Source organism: Microbacterium sp. ZW3a (assembly GCF_057167165.1).
The window spans coordinates 1,480,593-1,497,995 of record NZ_CM169903.1 but is presented as its reverse complement, the minus strand read 5'-3'; the positions used below and the strand labels follow the sequence as shown (position 1 = coordinate 1,497,995).

The 17,403-nt window shown below is 69.0% G+C and carries 17 protein-coding genes and 4 tRNA genes; 11 read left to right on the top strand and 10 right to left on the bottom strand.

Translation table 11 applies throughout. The annotated features are described in order from the left end of the window. Positions 1 to 68 precede the first annotated feature (68 nt). Positions 69 to 1,265, bottom strand: a complete 1,197-nt coding sequence (locus tag ACU6WY_RS07035; RefSeq protein ID WP_483821728.1) for a ribonuclease D — start codon at positions 1,263 to 1,265, stop codon at positions 69 to 71. Then, positions 1,258 to 1,848 carry a DUF3000 domain-containing protein gene (locus ACU6WY_RS07030; RefSeq protein WP_483821727.1) on the bottom strand — a complete coding sequence of 197 codons (591 nt, stop codon included), beginning with the start codon at positions 1,846 to 1,848 and terminating at the stop codon, positions 1,258 to 1,260. Before ACU6WY_RS07030 ends, ACU6WY_RS07035 begins: the two co-directional genes overlap by 8 nt. Positions 1,849 to 1,873: 25 nt before the next feature. On the opposite strand from ACU6WY_RS07030, the gene ACU6WY_RS07025 reads away from it, so the two are divergent. Further along, positions 1,874 to 3,079 carry an alpha/beta hydrolase family protein gene (locus ACU6WY_RS07025; RefSeq protein ID WP_483821726.1) on the top strand — a complete coding sequence of 402 codons (1,206 nt, stop codon included), beginning with the start codon at positions 1,874 to 1,876 and terminating at the stop codon, positions 3,077 to 3,079. Between the two features lie 16 nt (positions 3,080 to 3,095). Here the strand turns inward: ACU6WY_RS07025 and ACU6WY_RS07020 are convergent, their stop codons facing one another. Both ACU6WY_RS07020 and ACU6WY_RS07015 read right to left on the bottom strand, forming a co-directional pair. Continuing rightward, complete coding sequence (locus tag ACU6WY_RS07020) at positions 3,096 to 3,536, bottom strand: SufE family protein (RefSeq protein WP_483821725.1); 441 nt, start codon at positions 3,534 to 3,536, stop codon at positions 3,096 to 3,098. 34 nt (positions 3,537 to 3,570) lie between these two features. Beyond that, positions 3,571 to 4,473, bottom strand: coding sequence for a sulfurtransferase (locus tag ACU6WY_RS07015; RefSeq protein ID WP_483821724.1), 903 nt, complete (start codon positions 4,471 to 4,473; stop codon positions 3,571 to 3,573). Between the two features lie 120 nt (positions 4,474 to 4,593). Between ACU6WY_RS07015 and zapE the strand changes: the two genes are divergently transcribed. The 3 genes from zapE (at position 4,594) to ACU6WY_RS07000 (ending at position 7,699) form a co-directional block, all read left to right on the top strand. Then, on the top strand, positions 4,594 to 5,631 hold the full coding sequence (zapE, locus tag ACU6WY_RS07010; protein ID WP_483821723.1) for a cell division protein ZapE: 1,038 nt from the start codon (positions 4,594 to 4,596) through the stop codon (positions 5,629 to 5,631). Between the two features lie 168 nt (positions 5,632 to 5,799). Next, a complete protein-coding gene (locus ACU6WY_RS07005) occupies positions 5,800 to 7,074 on the top strand; it encodes an ammonium transporter (protein WP_483821722.1) in 1,275 nt (424 codons plus the stop codon). Between the two features lie 97 nt (positions 7,075 to 7,171). Further along, positions 7,172 to 7,699, top strand: coding sequence for a type II toxin-antitoxin system PemK/MazF family toxin (locus ACU6WY_RS07000; protein ID WP_483821721.1), 528 nt, complete (start codon positions 7,172 to 7,174; stop codon positions 7,697 to 7,699). Between the two features lie 45 nt (positions 7,700 to 7,744). Here ACU6WY_RS07000 and ACU6WY_RS06995 read toward each other — a convergent pair. Next, positions 7,745 to 7,820 (bottom strand) — tRNA-Val (locus ACU6WY_RS06995). Between the two features lie 152 nt (positions 7,821 to 7,972). Between ACU6WY_RS06995 and ACU6WY_RS06990 the strand changes: the two genes are divergently transcribed. From ACU6WY_RS06990 to ACU6WY_RS06980, 3 genes are all read left to right on the top strand, one after another. Continuing rightward, positions 7,973 to 8,045, top strand: a tRNA-Gly gene (locus ACU6WY_RS06990). Between the two features lie 64 nt (positions 8,046 to 8,109). Then, positions 8,110 to 8,180, top strand: a tRNA-Cys gene (locus ACU6WY_RS06985). Between the two features lie 26 nt (positions 8,181 to 8,206). Next, positions 8,207 to 8,281: transfer RNA gene (locus ACU6WY_RS06980), tRNA-Val, on the top strand. A 91-nt stretch (positions 8,282 to 8,372) separates the two neighbouring features. On the opposite strand, the gene ACU6WY_RS06975 is transcribed toward ACU6WY_RS06980, so the two are convergent. Both ACU6WY_RS06975 and ACU6WY_RS06970 read right to left on the bottom strand, forming a co-directional pair. Continuing rightward, positions 8,373 to 9,422: an IS1249 family transposase gene (locus ACU6WY_RS06975; RefSeq protein ID WP_483821868.1), complete on the bottom strand. Its 1,050-nt coding sequence runs from the start codon at positions 9,420 to 9,422 to the stop codon at positions 8,373 to 8,375. Positions 9,423 to 9,877: 455 nt separating this feature from the next. Further along, positions 9,878 to 10,108 (bottom strand): alternative tryptophan synthase beta-subunit, encoded by a 231-nt coding sequence (locus ACU6WY_RS06970; RefSeq protein ID WP_483821720.1) that lies wholly within the window; start codon positions 10,106 to 10,108, stop codon positions 9,878 to 9,880. Between the two features lie 180 nt (positions 10,109 to 10,288). Between ACU6WY_RS06970 and ACU6WY_RS06965 the strand changes: the two genes are divergently transcribed. Both ACU6WY_RS06965 and ACU6WY_RS06960 read left to right on the top strand, forming a co-directional pair. Further along, positions 10,289 to 10,702 carry a PPOX class F420-dependent oxidoreductase gene (locus tag ACU6WY_RS06965; RefSeq protein ID WP_483821719.1) on the top strand — a complete coding sequence of 138 codons (414 nt, stop codon included), beginning with the start codon at positions 10,289 to 10,291 and terminating at the stop codon, positions 10,700 to 10,702. A gap of 187 nt (positions 10,703 to 10,889) precedes the next feature. Continuing rightward, positions 10,890 to 11,273, top strand: a complete 384-nt coding sequence (locus ACU6WY_RS06960) for a DUF7882 family protein (RefSeq protein WP_483821718.1) — start codon at positions 10,890 to 10,892, stop codon at positions 11,271 to 11,273. A gap of 7 nt (positions 11,274 to 11,280) precedes the next feature. On the opposite strand, the gene ACU6WY_RS06955 is transcribed toward ACU6WY_RS06960, so the two are convergent. Continuing rightward, positions 11,281 to 12,432 (bottom strand): SLC13 family permease, encoded by a 1,152-nt coding sequence (locus ACU6WY_RS06955; protein ID WP_483821717.1) that lies wholly within the window; start codon positions 12,430 to 12,432, stop codon positions 11,281 to 11,283. An 81-nt stretch (positions 12,433 to 12,513) separates the two neighbouring features. On the opposite strand from ACU6WY_RS06955, the gene thrS reads away from it, so the two are divergent. After that, positions 12,514 to 14,523 (top strand): threonine--tRNA ligase, encoded by a 2,010-nt coding sequence (gene thrS / locus ACU6WY_RS06950; RefSeq protein ID WP_483821716.1) that lies wholly within the window; start codon positions 12,514 to 12,516, stop codon positions 14,521 to 14,523. After that, positions 14,520 to 15,083, top strand: coding sequence for an HIT family protein (locus ACU6WY_RS06945; RefSeq protein WP_483821715.1), 564 nt, complete (start codon positions 14,520 to 14,522; stop codon positions 15,081 to 15,083). Before thrS ends, ACU6WY_RS06945 begins: the two co-directional genes overlap by 4 nt. A gap of 61 nt (positions 15,084 to 15,144) precedes the next feature. Here ACU6WY_RS06945 and pdxY read toward each other — a convergent pair whose 3' ends face one another. Next, positions 15,145 to 15,996: a pyridoxal kinase PdxY gene (gene pdxY / locus ACU6WY_RS06940; RefSeq protein ID WP_483821714.1), complete on the bottom strand. Its 852-nt coding sequence runs from the start codon at positions 15,994 to 15,996 to the stop codon at positions 15,145 to 15,147. Beyond that, the gene (locus ACU6WY_RS06935; RefSeq protein ID WP_483821713.1) at positions 15,993 to 17,333 is read right to left on the bottom strand and encodes an aminotransferase class I/II-fold pyridoxal phosphate-dependent enzyme; all 1,341 of its coding nucleotides are present in this window, start codon (positions 17,331 to 17,333) and stop codon (positions 15,993 to 15,995) included. The genes pdxY and ACU6WY_RS06935 overlap by 4 nt, the downstream gene beginning before the upstream one ends. Positions 17,334 to 17,403 lie beyond the last annotated feature (70 nt).

The following is a 17,403-nucleotide window of genomic DNA, read 5'->3' as shown; positions in this document are numbered from 1 at the left end:
GCCTCCATTGTTTGGAATGCAGCCAGCCTAGGAAACCCGCCTCGGCGACGGGAATCGGTTGTCCGAACCTACGAAGTCGCTTCGTCGGGGTCGGGATCACCGTTGACGGAAGCTACAAAGCTATCCGCGATCACCTGTGCAGTCTGCTCAATCTGCCACGCGCGCGCTCCGAGCCCGGCCAGCGCATCGGCGATGGCCTCCGGCGTCGGCTCCGCCGGGGGCGTCCACGCCACGCGGCGCAGCGTTTCGGGGGTGAGGAGATTCTCGGTCGGCATCCGGAGCTCTTCGGCGCGCGCCTCGACCGCCGGCCGCGCCGTCTTCAGCCGGCGGTCGGCCTCGGGGTTGCGGTCGACCCACGCGCGCGGCGGCGGCAGCGTGTCGCTGGGGACGCGGTCGGGCGGAAGGTCGGTCGCCTCGCGACCGGCGACGATCGCATTCCACCAGCGGTCGATCTGGGTCCGGCTGGCGCGGCCGGTGAAGTCCTTCACCGCGGCGAGGGCCTGCTTGCTGGCGGGATCGGCGATCACGGCGGCCACGAGAGCGCGGTCGGGCACCAGGCGCCCGGGCGCCACGTCTTGCTCGCGTGCGTAATCCTCGCGCGCCTGCCACAGCGAACGGGCCACCGCGAGCGAGCGGCGACCGCGCACGGTGTGCAGTCCGCTCAGGCGGCGCCAGGGATCGTCGCGCGGCGGCTTGGGCAGCCGTTCGAGCACCGCCTGGAACTCCTGCCGGGCGAACTCCGTCTTTCCCTGTTCGTCCAGCTCGCCCGCGAGAGCGTCACGCACATCGACGAGGTGTTCCACGTCGAGCGCGGCGTACTCGAGCCAGGACTCCGGGAGCGGGCGGGTCGACCAGTCCGCGGCGGAGTGAGCCTTGGCCAGGGTGATGCCGAGGGTGTGCTCGACGACGGCGCCGAGTCCGACGCGTTCGTGTCCGAGCAAGCGGGAGCCGAGTTCGGTGTCGAAGATCTCGCGCGGTTCGAGACCCCGCTCGCGCAGCGACGGGAGGTCTTGGCTCGCCGCGTGGAAGACCCACTCGACGTCTCCGATGGCCTCCTGCAGGGGCGTGAAGTCCTCGATCGTCGACGGGTCGAACAGGAACACCCCGGCACCGCGCCGGAAGACCTGAATGAGGTAGGCCCGCTGCGAATAGCGGAAACCCGACGCCCGTTCGACGTCGACGGCGACCGGACCGATTCCGGATGCCAGGGAACGGGAGGCGTCGCCGAGACCGGCGGCGTCCTCGATGACGGTGTACTCAACCACGCGGGGGCCTCCGGGCTCCAAGAACCGCAACGCCCTCCGATCCCGGAGGGAGACCGGCGAGCATGCAGACAAGCTCCGCCCACGCATCGAGGTGGGGGCGGATGGGACCGCGCGGCGACCATGACGCGCGAAGTTCGATCTGTGACCCCTCGCCCTGCGCGGCGAGGGCGCCGAAGCCCGTGGACAGCGTCTTCGTCGCCGTCCCGGATTCGGAGTGCCGCTCAGCCCCGCGGGAGTCGAGAGCGTCGATCAGCCACGACCACGCAACCTCGGCCAGGAGCGGGTCGATCCCGATCTCTGGTTCGAGGGGCGCCTGCGCGAAGCACACCACGCGCCACGCGCCGCCCCACTGCTCGGGCTCGTCGGGGTCGTGCAGAAGAATGAACCGCCCGGTGCCGAAAGGGGAGTCGGTCGCGTGCTCCTGCGGGCGCACATCGCCCGCCAGCGCGAGGGAGTGCGGGGCCAGACCCGAGGGCGAAGGGATCTCCCGCACCACGAAGTCATCGCGGAACGTCGTCGCGCGCAACTCGTCGGCCGCCCGGCCGAAGGGGGTCGCCGCCTCGGGAGAGCGGGGATCGGTCACGGCCACAGACTAGAGTGAGGCCTCGATGAACGCTCCCAGGCGCGCCGCGAGGCGCGGTGCCTCGCGCCGCACGGCGGCCGTGCTTCGCGTGGCGGTCTCGGCCCTGACCGGGGCGCTGGCACTGAGCGCCACCGCGCTCGCGGCGGTCTCGTTGCGCATGGCCCGCACCGTGGTCACTCCCGCGGGCCGCGTGCCCGATGTGCGGCTGCTCTCGCTCGACGCGGCGGCGCAGACGATCACCCTGCCGCGCACACCCGACACGGCACTGCCGGGTCGTTACGGCCTGTTCACGACCGGGACCACGGAGTACCTCCGGCTCGGCTCCGTCGTGAAAGAAGACGAGACGACCGTCACCCGGAAGCTCCTGACGCACGTGCCGACCGACGGGCAGCTCGCCCCGCTCGCCGCGTTCAGCGGCTGGTATTTCGACGCTCCGGAGCAGCTCCAGCTGCCGTTCCGCAACGCCCTCATCGGGACCCCCGTCGGTCCCTGTCCGGCGTGGGAGTTCCCCGCCGCCGACGACAGCGACGTCTGGGTGATCCAGGTCCACGGCCGGGGCACCACCCGAGCCGAGACGCTCCGGGCCGTCCCGGTCTTTCACGCCCTCGGGATCACGAACCTCGTCGTGTCGTACCGCAACGACGGCGAAGCCCCCCGGAGCCGCACCGGCACCTACGCGCTCGGGGCCACCGAGTGGCGCGACGTCGACGCCGCCATCGGCTATGCCCGGCGCCAGGGCGCGCGGCAGGTCATTCTGATGGGGTGGTCGATGGGCGGGGCGATCTCCCTGCAGACCGAACTCTCGTCGCCCCACCGCGACGTGATCGCCGGGCTCGTGCTGGAGTCGCCCGTGGCCGATTGGCGTACGGTCCTGCGCTACCAGGGACGCCTCCTCCACCTTCCCGCGCCCGTGCTGGCGTTCGCAGAGCACATCCTCCAGTCGGACTGGGGCGCCGTCCTCACGCGGACGGGATCTGGCATCCCGCTCGACCGGCTCGACGCCGTCGCGCGCGCCGAGGAACTTCGGCATCCCGTTCTTCTGCTGCACAGCGACGATGACGGGTTCGTCCCGAGCGACGCCTCGCACGCCCTGGCGGCCGCACGCCCCGACCTGGTCACGATGGAGACCTTCGCCGTCGCGCGCCACACGAAACTGTGGAACTACGACGAGGTGCGATGGACGCGCGCCATCGAGGACTGGGTACGCGCACACGGTCTCGCCCGCGCGTAGGAACGGATGCCGCGCGTCAGGCGCCGCTCTTGACGCGCACCTGACGCTTCGCGCGCATGAGCATGCCCGTCATGCCCGCGATGCGCAGCGGACTCACCGCGCGGGTCAAGCCGATGCTCTGCGGGAAGTCGTCGGGGACGGCGAGAACCTCGGCGCTCGACAGCCCGGTGAGCCCCTGGGCGAGGATGCTGGCGAACCCGCGGGTCGTGGGGGCCTCGGCCGGAGCGGTCGCGTGCATGGCGACACGGCCATCGGCCTCGACATCGACCACGATGTACACCGGCGACTGGCACTCGGCGACGCGCTCCTGCATCTCGGGATGATCGGCGTACTTGGCCGGCACCTCGGGGAGTTCGCGAGAGAACTCCAGCAACAGCTGCAACCGATCGGGCTCGTCGAGTTCGAGGAACTCGTCGCGGATCTCGGCGAGGCGGGCGGGGAGAGTGGGCTCGGACATCCCCGTCATCCTCCCACGCCCACGAGTCCCGGGCTCAGCGGCCGGGGATCTCGCCGGGCTCGGCGCCCGCCACGATCGGCACGCGCACGGCGCTTCCCCACTCGGTCCACGAACCGTCGTAGTTGCGCACGTCCTCGAACCCGAGCAGGTGCTTCAGGACGAACCACGTGTGGCTGGACCGCTCGCCGATGCGGCAATACGCCACGATCTTGTCGCCGTCCTTCAGTCCCGCACCGGCGCGGTAGATGGCATCCAGTTCTTCGCGCGTCTTGAAGCCGCCGTCTTCCGCGACGGCCTTGCCCCACGGGACGCTCTGGGCGCTCGGGATGTGGCCGGCGCGCAGCGCCCCCTCGTCGGGGTAGGCCGGGGCGGTCGTCCGCTCGCCGGAGTACTCCTCGGGGGAGCGCACGTCGATGAGCGGGTTGCCCAGGTGCGCAAGCACGTCGTCTTTATAGGCGCGGATGAGCGCGTCGTCGCGCTCGACGACGGGGTACTCGCTGGCCTCGCGCACGGTTGCGTCCGTGGTGAGCGGGCGCTCTTCGGCAATCCACTTGTCGCGGCCCCCATCGAGAAGGCGCACATCCTCGTGGCCGAAAAGCGAGAACACCCACAGCGCGTACGCGGCCCACCAGTTGTTCTTGTCGCCGTAGATGACGACGGTGTCGTCGCGCGAGATTCCCTTGCGGCTGAGGAGCTCTGCAAATCCCGCACCGTCGACGTAGTCGCGCACCACGGGGTCGTTGAGCTCGGTGTGCCAGTCGACCTTCACGGCGCCGGGGATGTGCCCCGTCTCGTAGAGGAGCACGTCTTCGTCGGACTCGACCACCACGAGACCGGGCTGCCCCAGCCGCTCCTCGAGCCACTCGCCGGTGACGAGGCGCCCGGGCTCGGAGTAGTCGGCGAACTTGGGGGAGGTGGTGTCGAAGTCGACGGTCACGGAGATCTCCTCGGACGGGACGGGGATGGGGCGGCGTAGGGTGGACACCGCCCCTTCGAGCCTAGGTCCGCCCCGCGGGGCGCGCACCCCTCTCCCGTAAGACTGCGACACAGGACGGCCATGACCTCAACGCCCGCGACGACCGGCGTCATCCACCTCATCGATCGCGAGCCGGCCATCTCGGGCCCCGAGATGGTGAGCGCCCTCGTGCCGCCGCCCCAGTTCGACGGTGCGACGTTCGAGTCTTATCGGGCGGATGCCGCCTACCCGTCGCAGCAGGAGGCGAAGGAGCTGCTGCAGACCTTCGCGGCCGGCTCGTCCGCTCCCGCGAAGAAGACGGGATTCTTCCGCCGCGCCGAGAAGACCCCGCCGGTGAAACCCGGCGTCTACCTCGACGGCGGATTCGGTGTGGGAAAGACGCACCTCCTTGCGGCGGTTTACCACGCGATGCCCGCTCGCCGGAAGTACTTCGGCTCCTTCATCGAGTACACCGCGCTCGTCGGCGTCCTGGGGTACGCCAAGGCTGTCGAGCTGTTCCGCGGCTCCGACCTCCTCTGCATCGACGAGTTCGAGCTCGACGACCCGGGCGACACGATGGTGATGACGAGACTCCTCGGCGAGCTCGTGGCATCCGGAACGCGCCTGGCGACGACGTCGAACACGCCGCCGAACGCGCTGGGGGAGGGGCGCTTCGCCGCGCAGGACTTCCTACGAGAGATCCAGTCGATGGCCGACAGCTTCCGCACGATCCGGATCGACGGCACGGACTTCCGGCAGCGCGCGATCGATGGCGAGGCCCGCGTGCTCTCGGATGCCGAGTACGCCGACGCCACCCAGGCGGCCGGTGCGCAGGGTGTCGTCACGGATGACACCTTTGCCGACCTTGTCGCGCACCTCGCCCGCGTGCACCCGTCGCGGTTCATCCGACTCATCGACGGAGTCGACACGATCGGTCTCCGCGACGTACAGGTGCTCCACGACCAGTCCGCGGCCCTGCGACTCGTTGCCTTCGTCGACCGCGCCTACGACGCGCAGATCCCCATCCGCGCTACCGGGGTGCCTTTGAACACCGTCTTCGGAGACGAAATGCTCGCGGGCGGATACCGCAAGAAATACCTGCGCGCCGTTTCGCGTCTGGTTGCTCTGACGCACTCCTGATCCACCGGTTTCAGCGCGGCTTTTCGGCCTCGCGAAACGCGATGTTTACACAAGCGCCGCGGCTGTAACGCGCTGGAAACACCAGTCGAACGCCGATGGAACCCGGGCTAGCGACACTGAGGGGACCCGACGCTACACCTGCGTCCCTGCAGAGAGGTTCTCTTCGAGATGGATCAAGGCAACACCGCATTCATCCTGATAGCAGCGGCACTCGTGCTGCTCATGACGCCAGGACTCGCGTTCTTCTACGGCGGACTCGTCAAGGCCAAGAGCGTCATCAGCATGATGATGATGAGCTTCGGCGCCATGGGACTCATGGGAGTCCTCTGGGTGCTGTACGGCTACGCGATCGCCTTCCCGGCCACGGAGGAGGGCACCACCCAGGCTCCCTGGATGCTCGACTTCAATGAGCTCGGCCTCGCCAGCGTGCTCGAGACCCCCGAGGGTGCCGCGTACCCGCCGCTGGCCTTCGTCGCCTTCCAGGCAACGTTCGCCATCATCACGGTCGCGCTCGTCTCGGGCGCTATCGCTGACCGCGCCAAGTTCGGCGCATGGATGGTCTTCGCCACCATCTGGGCGACGGTCGTGTACTTCCCGGTTGCCAGCTGGGTCTTCAACTTCGGCCTCGCCGAGGACGGTTCCTTCGCGTACGGCGGCTGGATCACCCACGGTCTGCAGAGCGTCTTCGGCGTCGGCGCCATCGACTTCGCCGGTGGTACCGCGGTGCACATTAACGCCGGTGCCGCAGCCCTCGCCCTGGCCCTCGTGCTCGGCAAGCGTGTCGGCTTCCAGAAGGGCGCGCACGTCCCCCACAACCCGCCGTTCGTCCTCCTCGGCGCTGGGCTCCTGTGGTTCGGCTGGTTCGGCTTCAACGCCGGTTCGGAGCTCGCCGCTGACGGCACTGCCGCTCTCGCGTTCGTCAACACGATCGCCGCTCCCGCCGCGGCCCTGCTCGCGTGGCTCGTGGTCGAGAAGTTCAAGGACGGCAAGCCCACGTCCGTCGGCGCCGCCTCGGGTGCCGTTGCCGGTCTGGTCGCCATCACCCCGGCCTGCGCGTCCGTGACGCCGTTCTGGGCGATCGTGCTCGGCCTCGTCGCCGGCGCCGTGTGCGCCCTGGCGATCGAGCTGAAGTTCAAGCTCGGCTTCGACGACTCGCTCGACGTGGTCGGCATCCACCTCGTCGGTGGTCTGATCGGAACCCTGTACCTCGGCATCTTCGCCAACGGCACGGGCCTGATCTACAGCGGCTCGCTCACGCAGCTGCTCGTTCAGGCGATCGCCGCCCTCGCGGTGCTGGTCTACTCCTTCGTGCTCGCCTACATCATCGGCTTCGCGATCGAGAAGACGATGGGCTTCCGCGTGAAGAACGAGGACGAGGTCGCCGGTATCGACACCGTCGTGCACGGCGAAGAGGGCTACGTCCTCAGCGACACGCGAGGCTGACACCACGCACCCGCTCAACGGGGCGTCACGGATTCGTCCGTGGCGCCCCGTTCGTCGTGTGTCCGAGGTGTCCGGGCGTCGTGTCTAGGGTGTGCGTATGGGAACCGCCTCGCGCCTCGTCTCCGCCTTCCTCCGGGCGATCCGGCCCTCGACACCCACGAAGCGCACAGCGACGCCGTCACGGGGCGCACGGGCCCCGCAGGCGACGGTCGGCGCGCAAGGCAGCGAGACGGTCGAGGTCACCCCGCCGCGGCGTCTCACGCTGTCCTACGCCCCGGCGCGCGACGGGGCCCCTGACGGCGGTGAGATCGTCTGGACGTGGGTGCCCTACGACGAACGCGACGGACGCGGAAAGGACCGCCCGGTGCTCATCATCGGCCGAGCGGATGCCACCCGCTCCTACGCCGTGCGCCTGACCAGCAAGCCGCACGCCGGCGACCGCGACTACCTGGCGCTGGGCGCGGGGGAGTGGGACCCGCAGCGACGCCCGTCGTGGGTCGACATCGAACAGATCTACATCGTGCACGACGCCGGCATGCGGCGAGAGGCCGCGGCGCTGGACCGGCGCCGGTTCGACGCCGTGGCATCCGCCCTCCACGCCCGGTACGGGTGGGCGCAGGGCTGAGCTCAGGTGAAACGACGAAGCCCCCGGCGGGACCGGGGGCTTCTGTGGTGGGCGATACCAGACTCGAACTGATGACCTCTTCCGTGTGAAGGAAGCGCGCTACCAACTGCGCCAATCGCCCGTCGTCCCGAACGGGACTCGACTACCTTACCCGATCCGCGAGGGCGATTCAGACCAGGACGGAGGACACGCGCGGGCCGCACCTGGTTTTGCGCACACGCCAGGATCGGGTAATGTCTTACGAGTGCTCGGGGCAAGCCCCGGGAACGAAATGCGGATGTAGCGCAGTTGGTAGCGCATAACCTTGCCAAGGTTAGGGTCGCGAGTTCGAGTCTCGTCATCCGCTCGAGTGTGAAGATCGTCGTCAGGTTGATGACAGATGATCACGACACGTGGGTCGAACCACACACGGTGGCGTGGCCGAGCGGCTAGGCACCGGCCTGCAAAGCCGTTTACACGGGTTCGAATCCCGTCGCCACCTCGACGACAACTGAACAGCCTGTATAGGCGCGATTGGCGCAGCGGTAGCGCGCTTCCCTGACACGGAAGAGGTCACTGGTTCGATCCCAGTATCGCGCACCACCTGAATCCCCCGGTAAATCGGGGGATTTTTTCGTGGATCGCGGGGTTATCGGGGGGTTATCGGCCAAAAAGTGTGTATGGGTCGGGCGTGTTAGCCGCGTCCTGCCCATCCGGTTCGGGTCCAGAGGCCTTCCTCGGGGTTGAGGGCGGTGTCGTAGAGGGCGGGCCCGAGGGGTTCGTCGACGTGCGCTGCGGGGATGGGGGTCTCGGTGGGGCGTGCGAGGTCGAGGGCGTGCTCGAGGGGAAGTTCTCGGAGGGTGAGGAACCATTCGACTGCGCGGCGGCGGTGCTGTTCGCTCATTCCGCGGTGTCGGCGCAGCAGGTCGCGGATTTGGGCGTTGAGGCTCTCTAACGCGGAGGTCGTGCGCGGGGTGCCGTAGACGATGTGAGTGAACAGGGTCTGACGGCGTGTGACCAGGCGCATCAGTAGCCAGGCTTTGCGGAGGCGGTCGTGGGTGAAGCCCCACTGTCCGTTGCGGAACATGGTGCGTTCCCGGGTGAGGTGACCGAAGGCCTGCCACCATTGCTCGAGGCGAAGCTGCCACTCGATCGCGGCGGTTTCGTCGCGGACGGCGCTGAGGTCCATCACCAGGCGTCGTAACGCTTTGCCGGCGGTAGTTCGCGGGTGTCGCGTCAGATGGCGGGTGATGTTCATTTGCAGGTGGAAGATGCAGCGTTGATGCGCGGTCTCTGGCCAGCATCGTCTGAGCGCGCTGGGTAGACCGGAGCCGCCGTCGGAGACGAGGACGGCGGGCGCGGGAACCTGTTCCACCAACGCAGCCCACGCGGCGGTCGATTCGCGGGCGCACCACTGCCAGGCCAGGACGCGTCCGGTGTCGCTGAGAGCGATCAGTAGGCACCACGTTCCTACCCAGACACCGTCGACGAGGACGGCGTGGTGGACCGTCTCGACTTTCCCGAGATCGGGAACCAGCTCCCAACACCACGCAGACCGGCGGCGGAAGGATCGTCCCGACGCCGTCCCATCTGTTTCGGCTTGGGTGCTCTTGCCTACGATCCAGTTCACGAACCGGCGGAGCTGTTCTCGACGCGCGACGTCGGGACGGCGCCTGGTCGACGATGCTCCGCACGACGGGCACCGCCACCGCTGCGTCCCTGCCGACGTCCGCCCGTTCTTCACCAGCAGCGACCCGCATACCAGACAAGTCGTCGAGTTCGTCGGAAGGTCCACGACTAAGGGTCGCGGACCATACCGATCCCCGATTCACCGCGAAATCACGCGGCTAAACGACCATCCCATACACACTTTTTGGCCTATAACCCGTATCTGACCACACCTCTTCCCTGGCCGCCCTCGGACGTGCCGGCGGTCACGCTCACCCTCCCGTTCCCGGTAGCCGCGCACCGATCGGCGACAGCACGCGCAGCGCAGGCGCAGGAACGGCGGAGCTGTGCACGTGCACAGCTCCGCCGTTCCTCGCGTCAAGGGGAAATCGTCACAGTCCGAGAGAGGGCGCCGCAAGGCAGCCGATCACTCGCGGAATCGAAAGTCACACCGGCGAATCATCGCCAAGCGATCCGGTGACGGCTCGACCCCCCGAGCCGCGTGACAGGGTGCGCCACTGGCGCACTGATCTAGGAGCTGCGCCGCTGGCGCAAGATCTCGACGCCCCCGATCGGGCGACGCTCGGCGTACCAGCTCAACGGGAGTTCCCGCGAGCCGAACAGGCCCCGTCGTGAGCGCACCATGGTGAAGCCCTGGGCGCGCAGCTCAGCGACGTGCTCGGCGGTCAGTCGCTTACGAGCGACCCGCACCCAGCCCTGCTGAGAATCGTAGGCATGGGTGGCAGTGTGCTGGCGAGGCATGCAGTCCTTCTTCGGGTTAAGAGTGGCATAGCTCATGTCGCGTCAGGTGGCGCGAAGTGTTCCATTTACATGAATAGTGCGCAAGGGCGTTGCACGCAACTTTTCGGGCTCTTTCCACATGAATCGGTGGCCGCCCGCGCACCCGCCCGGGCTCCGCACGCGCCGGGGTACGGTGGCCCCATGACCGTTCCCGATACCCTCTGGCGCGAAATCGCCGCGTCGCCGTTCGTCTCGCTCGGCACGTTCCGCCGCAACGGCGCCGAAGTGTCCACGCCGGTGTGGATCGCACGAGACGGCGACGACCTGGTCGTCACCACGGAGCGCGCAACCGGGAAGGTCAAACGTGTGCGCAACGACGGGCGCGTGACTCTCCGCCCCTGCTCGCGCATGGGGGCCGTCGAGCCGGATGCCATCACCCTCGAGGCCCAGGCGCGCATCGCCGGCCCGGCCATCGACGATCCGGGAGCCACCGCGGCCCTTCGTGGGAAATACGGCTGGGAGTACCGAGCGATCATCGGCTTCGAGGCGCTGTTGCGCCGCGTGCAGCGTCGGCCCGGCGACCGCGTCATCCTGCGCATCTCTCGCGATATCTGACCCGCACCACCCTGGCCGTTCCACGCCGCGGCATACCCCCAAACCGCAGTGGGGGCAAGAGGGCTTGTATCGCCGACCAAATCGCGAGAGCTTGCCATGAGAGAACGGTTGGCATCCCCCGGCATCCGTCTTCGACATTTCTGACTGGGAATGCGCGGTCCTCGGGGTGCCTGCTACGAGGGGCGACGTGGGCAAATTCATCTACGACAGCAACATCAAGGTCGAATTCGAGGATCGTCTGCTCGCGCATATTCAGGCGGTCATCATGGCCAAGGTGCGCCGCGGGGAGAGCTTCCCCTTCACGTGGAAAGACGACATCAGCGTCGGTGGGGGCCGAACGACGGTCTACATCCACCCGCACGTCTCGCTGGTGTTCAAATTCCACGGCAGCCGCACCCCGCAACTCAGTTCCGCATGGCTGCACGCGCTGACCTACAACGCCAACTCCGGTCGCGGACTCTATGTGATCCCCGAGCCCGACGAGGCCACCGCTCCCCGCGAAGCCGCACCACGCGAAGAGATGGTGTTCCGCGAGGTACCGAACCCCAACCACCCGCTCCAGAACGCGTGACGCGAGGCTAGAGAGCGAGGGGGAGAACGGCCAGCAGCAGAATCAGCGGGGCGATCACCGCACCCAGCACGATGAACCTGCTCCATCGCACGCGCACACCGGCGGCGACCAGGCGATCGTGCCACAGCAACGTCGCCAGAGACGCCCACGGGGTGACGAGGGGACCGGCGTTCACCCCGACCAGCAGAGCCGCGAGCCGCGCGGGGGAGTCGGCCACCGATTCCAGCGCCAGGTAGGCCGGCAGGTTATTGATCCCGTTCGCCGCGAGGGCCCCGACCCCGGCCAGCTGCCAGAGCGACACGACATCGTCTCCGGTGCCCGCGAGCACAGACGTGACCCGCCCGGCCCCGAGGGCTTCCACGGCACCTACGGCCAGGAAGAGCCCGCCCGCGAACAGCAGCAGTGACCAGGGAACCAGGCGGATGCCGAGGGCCCGGGGCGCGCGCACGGCATACACGGCGACGAGCACGACCGCGGCCGCGAGCGCCGGCATCCACGGGGGCACCCCGATCACGAGGAGCGGCAACAGGGCGATGGTGACGACCGCCGAGACGCGCAACAGCAGCGGATCCGCGACCGTGGGGGCCGCGGCATACGGGTAGGTCTTCGGCAGGCGGGGGAGGAAGACGATCGTCAGCACGCCCACCGATACCGCGATCGCGATGAGGGCCGAGGGCCCGAGGAGCGCGAGGAAGGGGAGCGGATCGTGTCCGCCGCCCAGCGCGTCGGAGGCGAGCAGGTTCGTCAGGTTCGACACCGGGAGCACGAGCGAGGCGGTATTGGCCAGCACGACCGTGACGAAAGCGAACGGCAGCGGGTCGAGCCGACGCGCCACCGCCATGGCCACCACCACCGGGGTCAGCAGGACCGCGGTCGTGTCCAGCGATAGGAACGCCGTCGCCACGACGGCCAAGGCCACCACCCACACCCACAGCCACACCGTGCGACCCCGCGCGAGCCGTGCCAGTCGCGCGGCGACGACATCGAACAGCCCCGCCCGGGATGCCAGCTCCGCCACCACCGTGACGGCCACCACGAACAGCAGGATGGGCCACACGCGGTCGGCCACGGCAAGGGCATCGTCGGCGGGGAGCACCCCGGTGAAGAGGGCGAGGAGGCCGACGATCCACAGCGCGCCGCCGATGAGGGCCAGAGTCACCGCTCCACTATGCGGCACGGCGCGTGCCAACGAGTCCACGCCCGGCGGGTAGCCTGGAATCGACCCATCCAGGAGACCGCCTTGACTGATGCCGCCCTGCCGTCGGAGCAGACCTACCCCGCCGACGGCTTCGCCCTCTTCCCCGACCGTTCGGTCGTCGCCCTGCGCGTGAACGGTGAGCTGAAAGACCTCGCCACGACCGTCACGGCCGATGACGAGGTCGAGCCGGTCACGATCGACAGCCCCGAGGGACTCTCGATCCTGCGGCACTCCACGGCGCACGTGCTCGCCCAGGCGGTGCAGCGCGTCAAGCCCCAGGCCAACCTCGGGATCGGCCCGCCCGTCACCGACGGTTTCTACTACGACTTTCAGGTCGATGAGCCCTTCACTCCCGATGACCTCAAGGTCATCAAGAAAGAGATGGAGCGCATCGTCCGCGAGAACCAGCGGTTCGTCCGCCGCGTCGTCACCGACGATGAGGCGCGCGCCGAGCTGGTCGACGAGCCGTTCAAGCTCGAGCTCATCGGGCTCAAGGGCGGCTCGGCCGAGGCCGCCGAGGGCGCGAGCGTCGAAGTGGGCGCCGGCGAACTGACGATCTACGACAACGTCTCCCGTGACGGCGAGACCGTGTGGAAAGACCTCTGCCGCGGACCGCACGTGCCCGGCACGCGCCTGATCGGCAACGGCTGGGACCTCACCCGCATCGCCGGTGCCTACTGGCGCGGCAGCGAGAAGAACCCGCAGCTCCAGCGCATCTACGGCACCGCATGGGCCTCCAAAGACGACCTGCGCGCCTACCAGCACCGCCTCGAAGAGGCCGCCAAGCGCGACCATCGCAAGCTCGGGAAAGACCTCGACCTCTTCTCGTTCCCCGAGGAGATCGGGCCGGGGCTCAGCGTGTTCCACCCCAAGGGCGGAATCATCCGGTACGAGATCGAGCGCTACATGCGCGAGCGCCTCCTCGCCAGCGGCTACCAGGTCGTGAACACCCCCCACATCACCAAGGGCGACCTGTTCATGACCAGCGGCCACCTGCAGTGGTACGCCGACGGCATGTACCCCCCGATGGTGCTCGACGAGGTCGTGGATGCCGACGGACATGTGTCGCGCGAGGGCCAGGAGTACTACCTCAAGCCCATGAACTGCCCGTTCCACAACCTGATCTTCCGCTCGCGCGGACGCAGCTATCGCGAGCTGCCGCTGCGCCTGAGCGAGTTCGGGTCGGTCTACCGGTACGAGAAGAGCGGCACGCTCGCCGGTCTCACGCGCGTGCGCGGCATGACCCAGGACGACACCCACATCTACGTCACGGCCGACCAGGTCAAGGGCGAGCTGACCCACAGCCTCGACTTCGTGCTGCAGACCCTGCGCGATTACGGCCTGCACGACTTCTACCTCGAGCTGTCGACGAAGGAGGAGGGCAACCCCAAGTTCATCGGCGACGACGCGCTGTGGACCGAGGCGACCGAGACCCTTCGCGAGGTCGCCGAGGCATCCGGCCTCGAACTCGTGCCCGACCCGGGTGGCGCCGCGTTCTACGGCCCCAAGATCTCGGTGCAGGCGCGCGACGCGATCGGCCGCACGTGGCAGATGTCGACGATCCAGCTCGACTTCAATCAGCCCGAGCGCTTCGAGCTCGAGTACACGGGCCCCGACGGCGAGAAGCACCGCCCCGTCATGATCCACCGTGCCCTATTCGGCTCGGTCGAGCGCTTCTTCGCGATCCTGCTCGAGCACTACGCCGGCGCTTTCCCGGTGTGGCTCTCGCCCGTGCAGGTCGTGGCGGTGCCCGTCGCGGCCGAGTACGGCGACTACCTCGAGCAGATCGTCACCGACCTGCGCGCGCAGGGCGTGCGCGCCGAGGCCGACCACAGCGACGACCGCATGCAGAAGAAGATCCGCACGCACACGACGCAGAAGGTGCCGCTCATGCTCATCGCCGGCGAGCAGGACCGCTCCAACGGAACGGTCTCGTTCCGCTTCCGCGACGGCACGCAGCTCAACGGCATCCCCGTCGAAGAGGCCGTGGCCCGCATCACCGGCGCGATCACGGCACGCACGCTCGTCGATACGGCCGAGGACCTCGCGTGACGACCCCGGATGCCGCCGCGGCCGGCGACGAGGCTCTCGTCGCCGCCGCGGAGCTTCCGGGGGTCCCCGACGAGTTCCAGCGCCTGTGGACGCCGCACCGGATGGCCTACATCCAGGCCGGCCGCGAGCCGATGGAACACACCTGCCCGTTCTGCGCGGCGCCGGAGAAGTCCGACGAAGACGGGCTCATCGTCGCGCGCGGGAAGAGCGCCTACGTGCTGCTCAATCTGTTCCCCTACAACTCCGGACACCTGCTCGTCTGCCCGTACCGCCACATCGCGACGTACGATCAGGCCACCGACGAGGAGGTCGCCGAGATCGGCGCGCTGACGCAGCGCGGCATGCGCGTGCTGCGCGCGGTGTCGCGCTGCGACGGCTTCAACCTGGGAATGAACCAGGGCGCGATCGCCGGCGCCGGAGTCGACGGGCACCTGCACCAGCACATCGTTCCGCGGTGGGCGTCAGACGCCAATTTCTTCCCGATCATCGCGAAGACCAAGGCCCTGCCCCAGCTGCTCGGAGACGTGCGGCGCACGGTCGCCGAGGCCTGGGGCGACTGAGCGTCGACCGGCACGCGCACCACGCCTGGTGACACGCCAAGGATGCGCCGCCTCCGACGGGTCAGCGCACCTGGCGCACGGCGAACTGCATCTGCGGGTGGGCGTAGGCCTCTTGCGACTCGATGAGCCGCAGTTCTCGCGACCCCGCCTCGTACGTGTTGCGGAGCAGGTCGAACACGCTCGACGCGGTGCGCGCGAGCGCGTCGGCCGCGTCGCCCGTCCGGCGGTAGTGTGCCGTGAACAGGGCCGCGGTGACGTCGCCTGAGCCGTTCGCCTTCATCGGGATGAGCGGGGTCTGGACGATCCAGGCGCCGGCGTCATCGACGACCATCATCTCGATCGTGTCGGGCTCGCGGTCGGGCCGCTCGACACTGGTCACCAGGACGGTGCGGGGCCCGCGGGCGCGGGCAAGGTCGGCGGACTCGAGCGTCGAGTCGATGCTCCCGGGCTCGGTGCCGGTGAGGAAGCCGAGCTCGAACTGGTTCGGCGTGATGATGTCGGCCACCGGCACGACACGCTCCCGCAGCAGGTCGGGGATCGCCGGGGCCACGAAGCAGCCGGACTTGGCGTTGCCCATGACCGGGTCGCACGCGTAGATGGCATCCGGGTTCGCCTTCTTCACCCGGGCGACCGCGTCGATGATGACGTCGGCGATGCCCTCGCCGCCCTGGTAGCCCGAGAGCACGACGTCGATCTCGCCGAACACCCCGCGTTCCTCGATGCCGGTGATGACGGCGGCGACGTCGTCGGGGGAGATGAGCGGACCGCGCCACGCGCCGTAGCCGGTGTGGTTGGAGAAGTTCACCGTGTACACCGGCAGCACCTCGACCCCGATGCGCTGCAGCGGAAAGACGGCGGCGGAGTTTCCGACGTGACCGTAGGCGACGGCGGACTGGATCGAGAGGACCTTCATCCCTCGATCCTCCCACTTCGCGACGCCGGCCGGATCGCGGCGACAGCAGCTGCGAGGTCGTCGGCAAGGGCGCCGGCTTCGGCGTCATCGAGCTGGTGGACCGTCAGTCGCAGGTAGTCGCCGGCGGCGTCGGGGGAGAGGAAGAAGTGATCCCCGTCTCGGACGAGCCACCCGCGGCGCATGAGGTCTTCCCGGACGCGCGCCGCGGGCGCCGGGAGCGGCACCCACAGGTTCAGGCCGTCGCCGAGCGTCACGGGGAGACCGCGGTCGGACAGCGTGGCGGCAAAGGCCGCGTTGCGTTCGGCGTAGTGGGTCGCGGCGCGGTCGATCCCGTCCCGCACGTCGGGGTCGGTCACGAGCGCGAGAGTGAGGCGCTGCAGGATGTGACTCACCCACGTGGTGCCGGGCGTGAGACGCAGCGCCAGGCGGTCGGCGGTCTCGTCATCGGATGCCACGACCGCCAGGCACATGTCGGGTCCGAGGAACTTCGACACCGAGCGGATCCGCGCCCACCGTTGCTGGCTCGCACCGATCACGGAATGCAGCGCGGCACGCGAGAGGAGGGAGAAGTGGTCGTCCTCGATGACGAGGACGTAGGGGTACTCCGCGAGCACCGCCCGCAGGGCGGCCGCGCGTTCGGCCGAGAGGCTCGCGCCGGTCGGGTTGTGCGCGCGGGGCGTGCAGATGACGGCGCGCACGCCGTCGGCCAGCGCGGCACGCAGACCTTCGACCGTCATTCCCTCGGCATCCACCGCCACCGGCACCGCGCGATATCCACCCTGCCGCACCGTGTGCAGCGCCGAGAGGAAGCAGGGGTCTTCGAGGGCGACGGCGTCGTCGCGCTGCAGCGCTTGCGCGAGCAGACGCTCGATCGCGTCGCTGGCTCCGCTGGTGACGGTGATCCGGGGCGCGGCGTCGGGGAGCCCCTCGGCCATCCACTCACGCGCCCAGGCTTCGAGGCCCGGGTCGACGACCGGCTCGCCGTAGAGCACCGGACGCCCCGAGCGGGCGAGCGCCGGGGCCGGGTCGGGGATGAGCGCCGGATCGGGGTTCCCCGTTCCGACGTCGCGCAAAACCGTGCCGGCCGCGTAGCCCTCTTGCGCCACCGGAGCGTGCCCCGCCACCCGCGTGCCGCCGCGCCCCCGCGCGACGACGAGCCCCGCCTGAGCGAGCATCCGGTACGCGGCGACGACCGTGTTGCGGTTCACCCCGAGTTCGGCGGCGAGGGCCCGCACGGGCGGCAGGGAATCGCCCACCTGGAGGTGCCCCCGCTCGATGCGTTCGCGCAGATCGGCAGAGATCTCGGATGCCGAGCGCCCGGTGATATCGACGGTCATACGCCCCCTCTCGGTTCGTCCAGCATATGTCCTGCGTCGTGCTACGTTTTGGCCTAAGTCAAACGAGCGC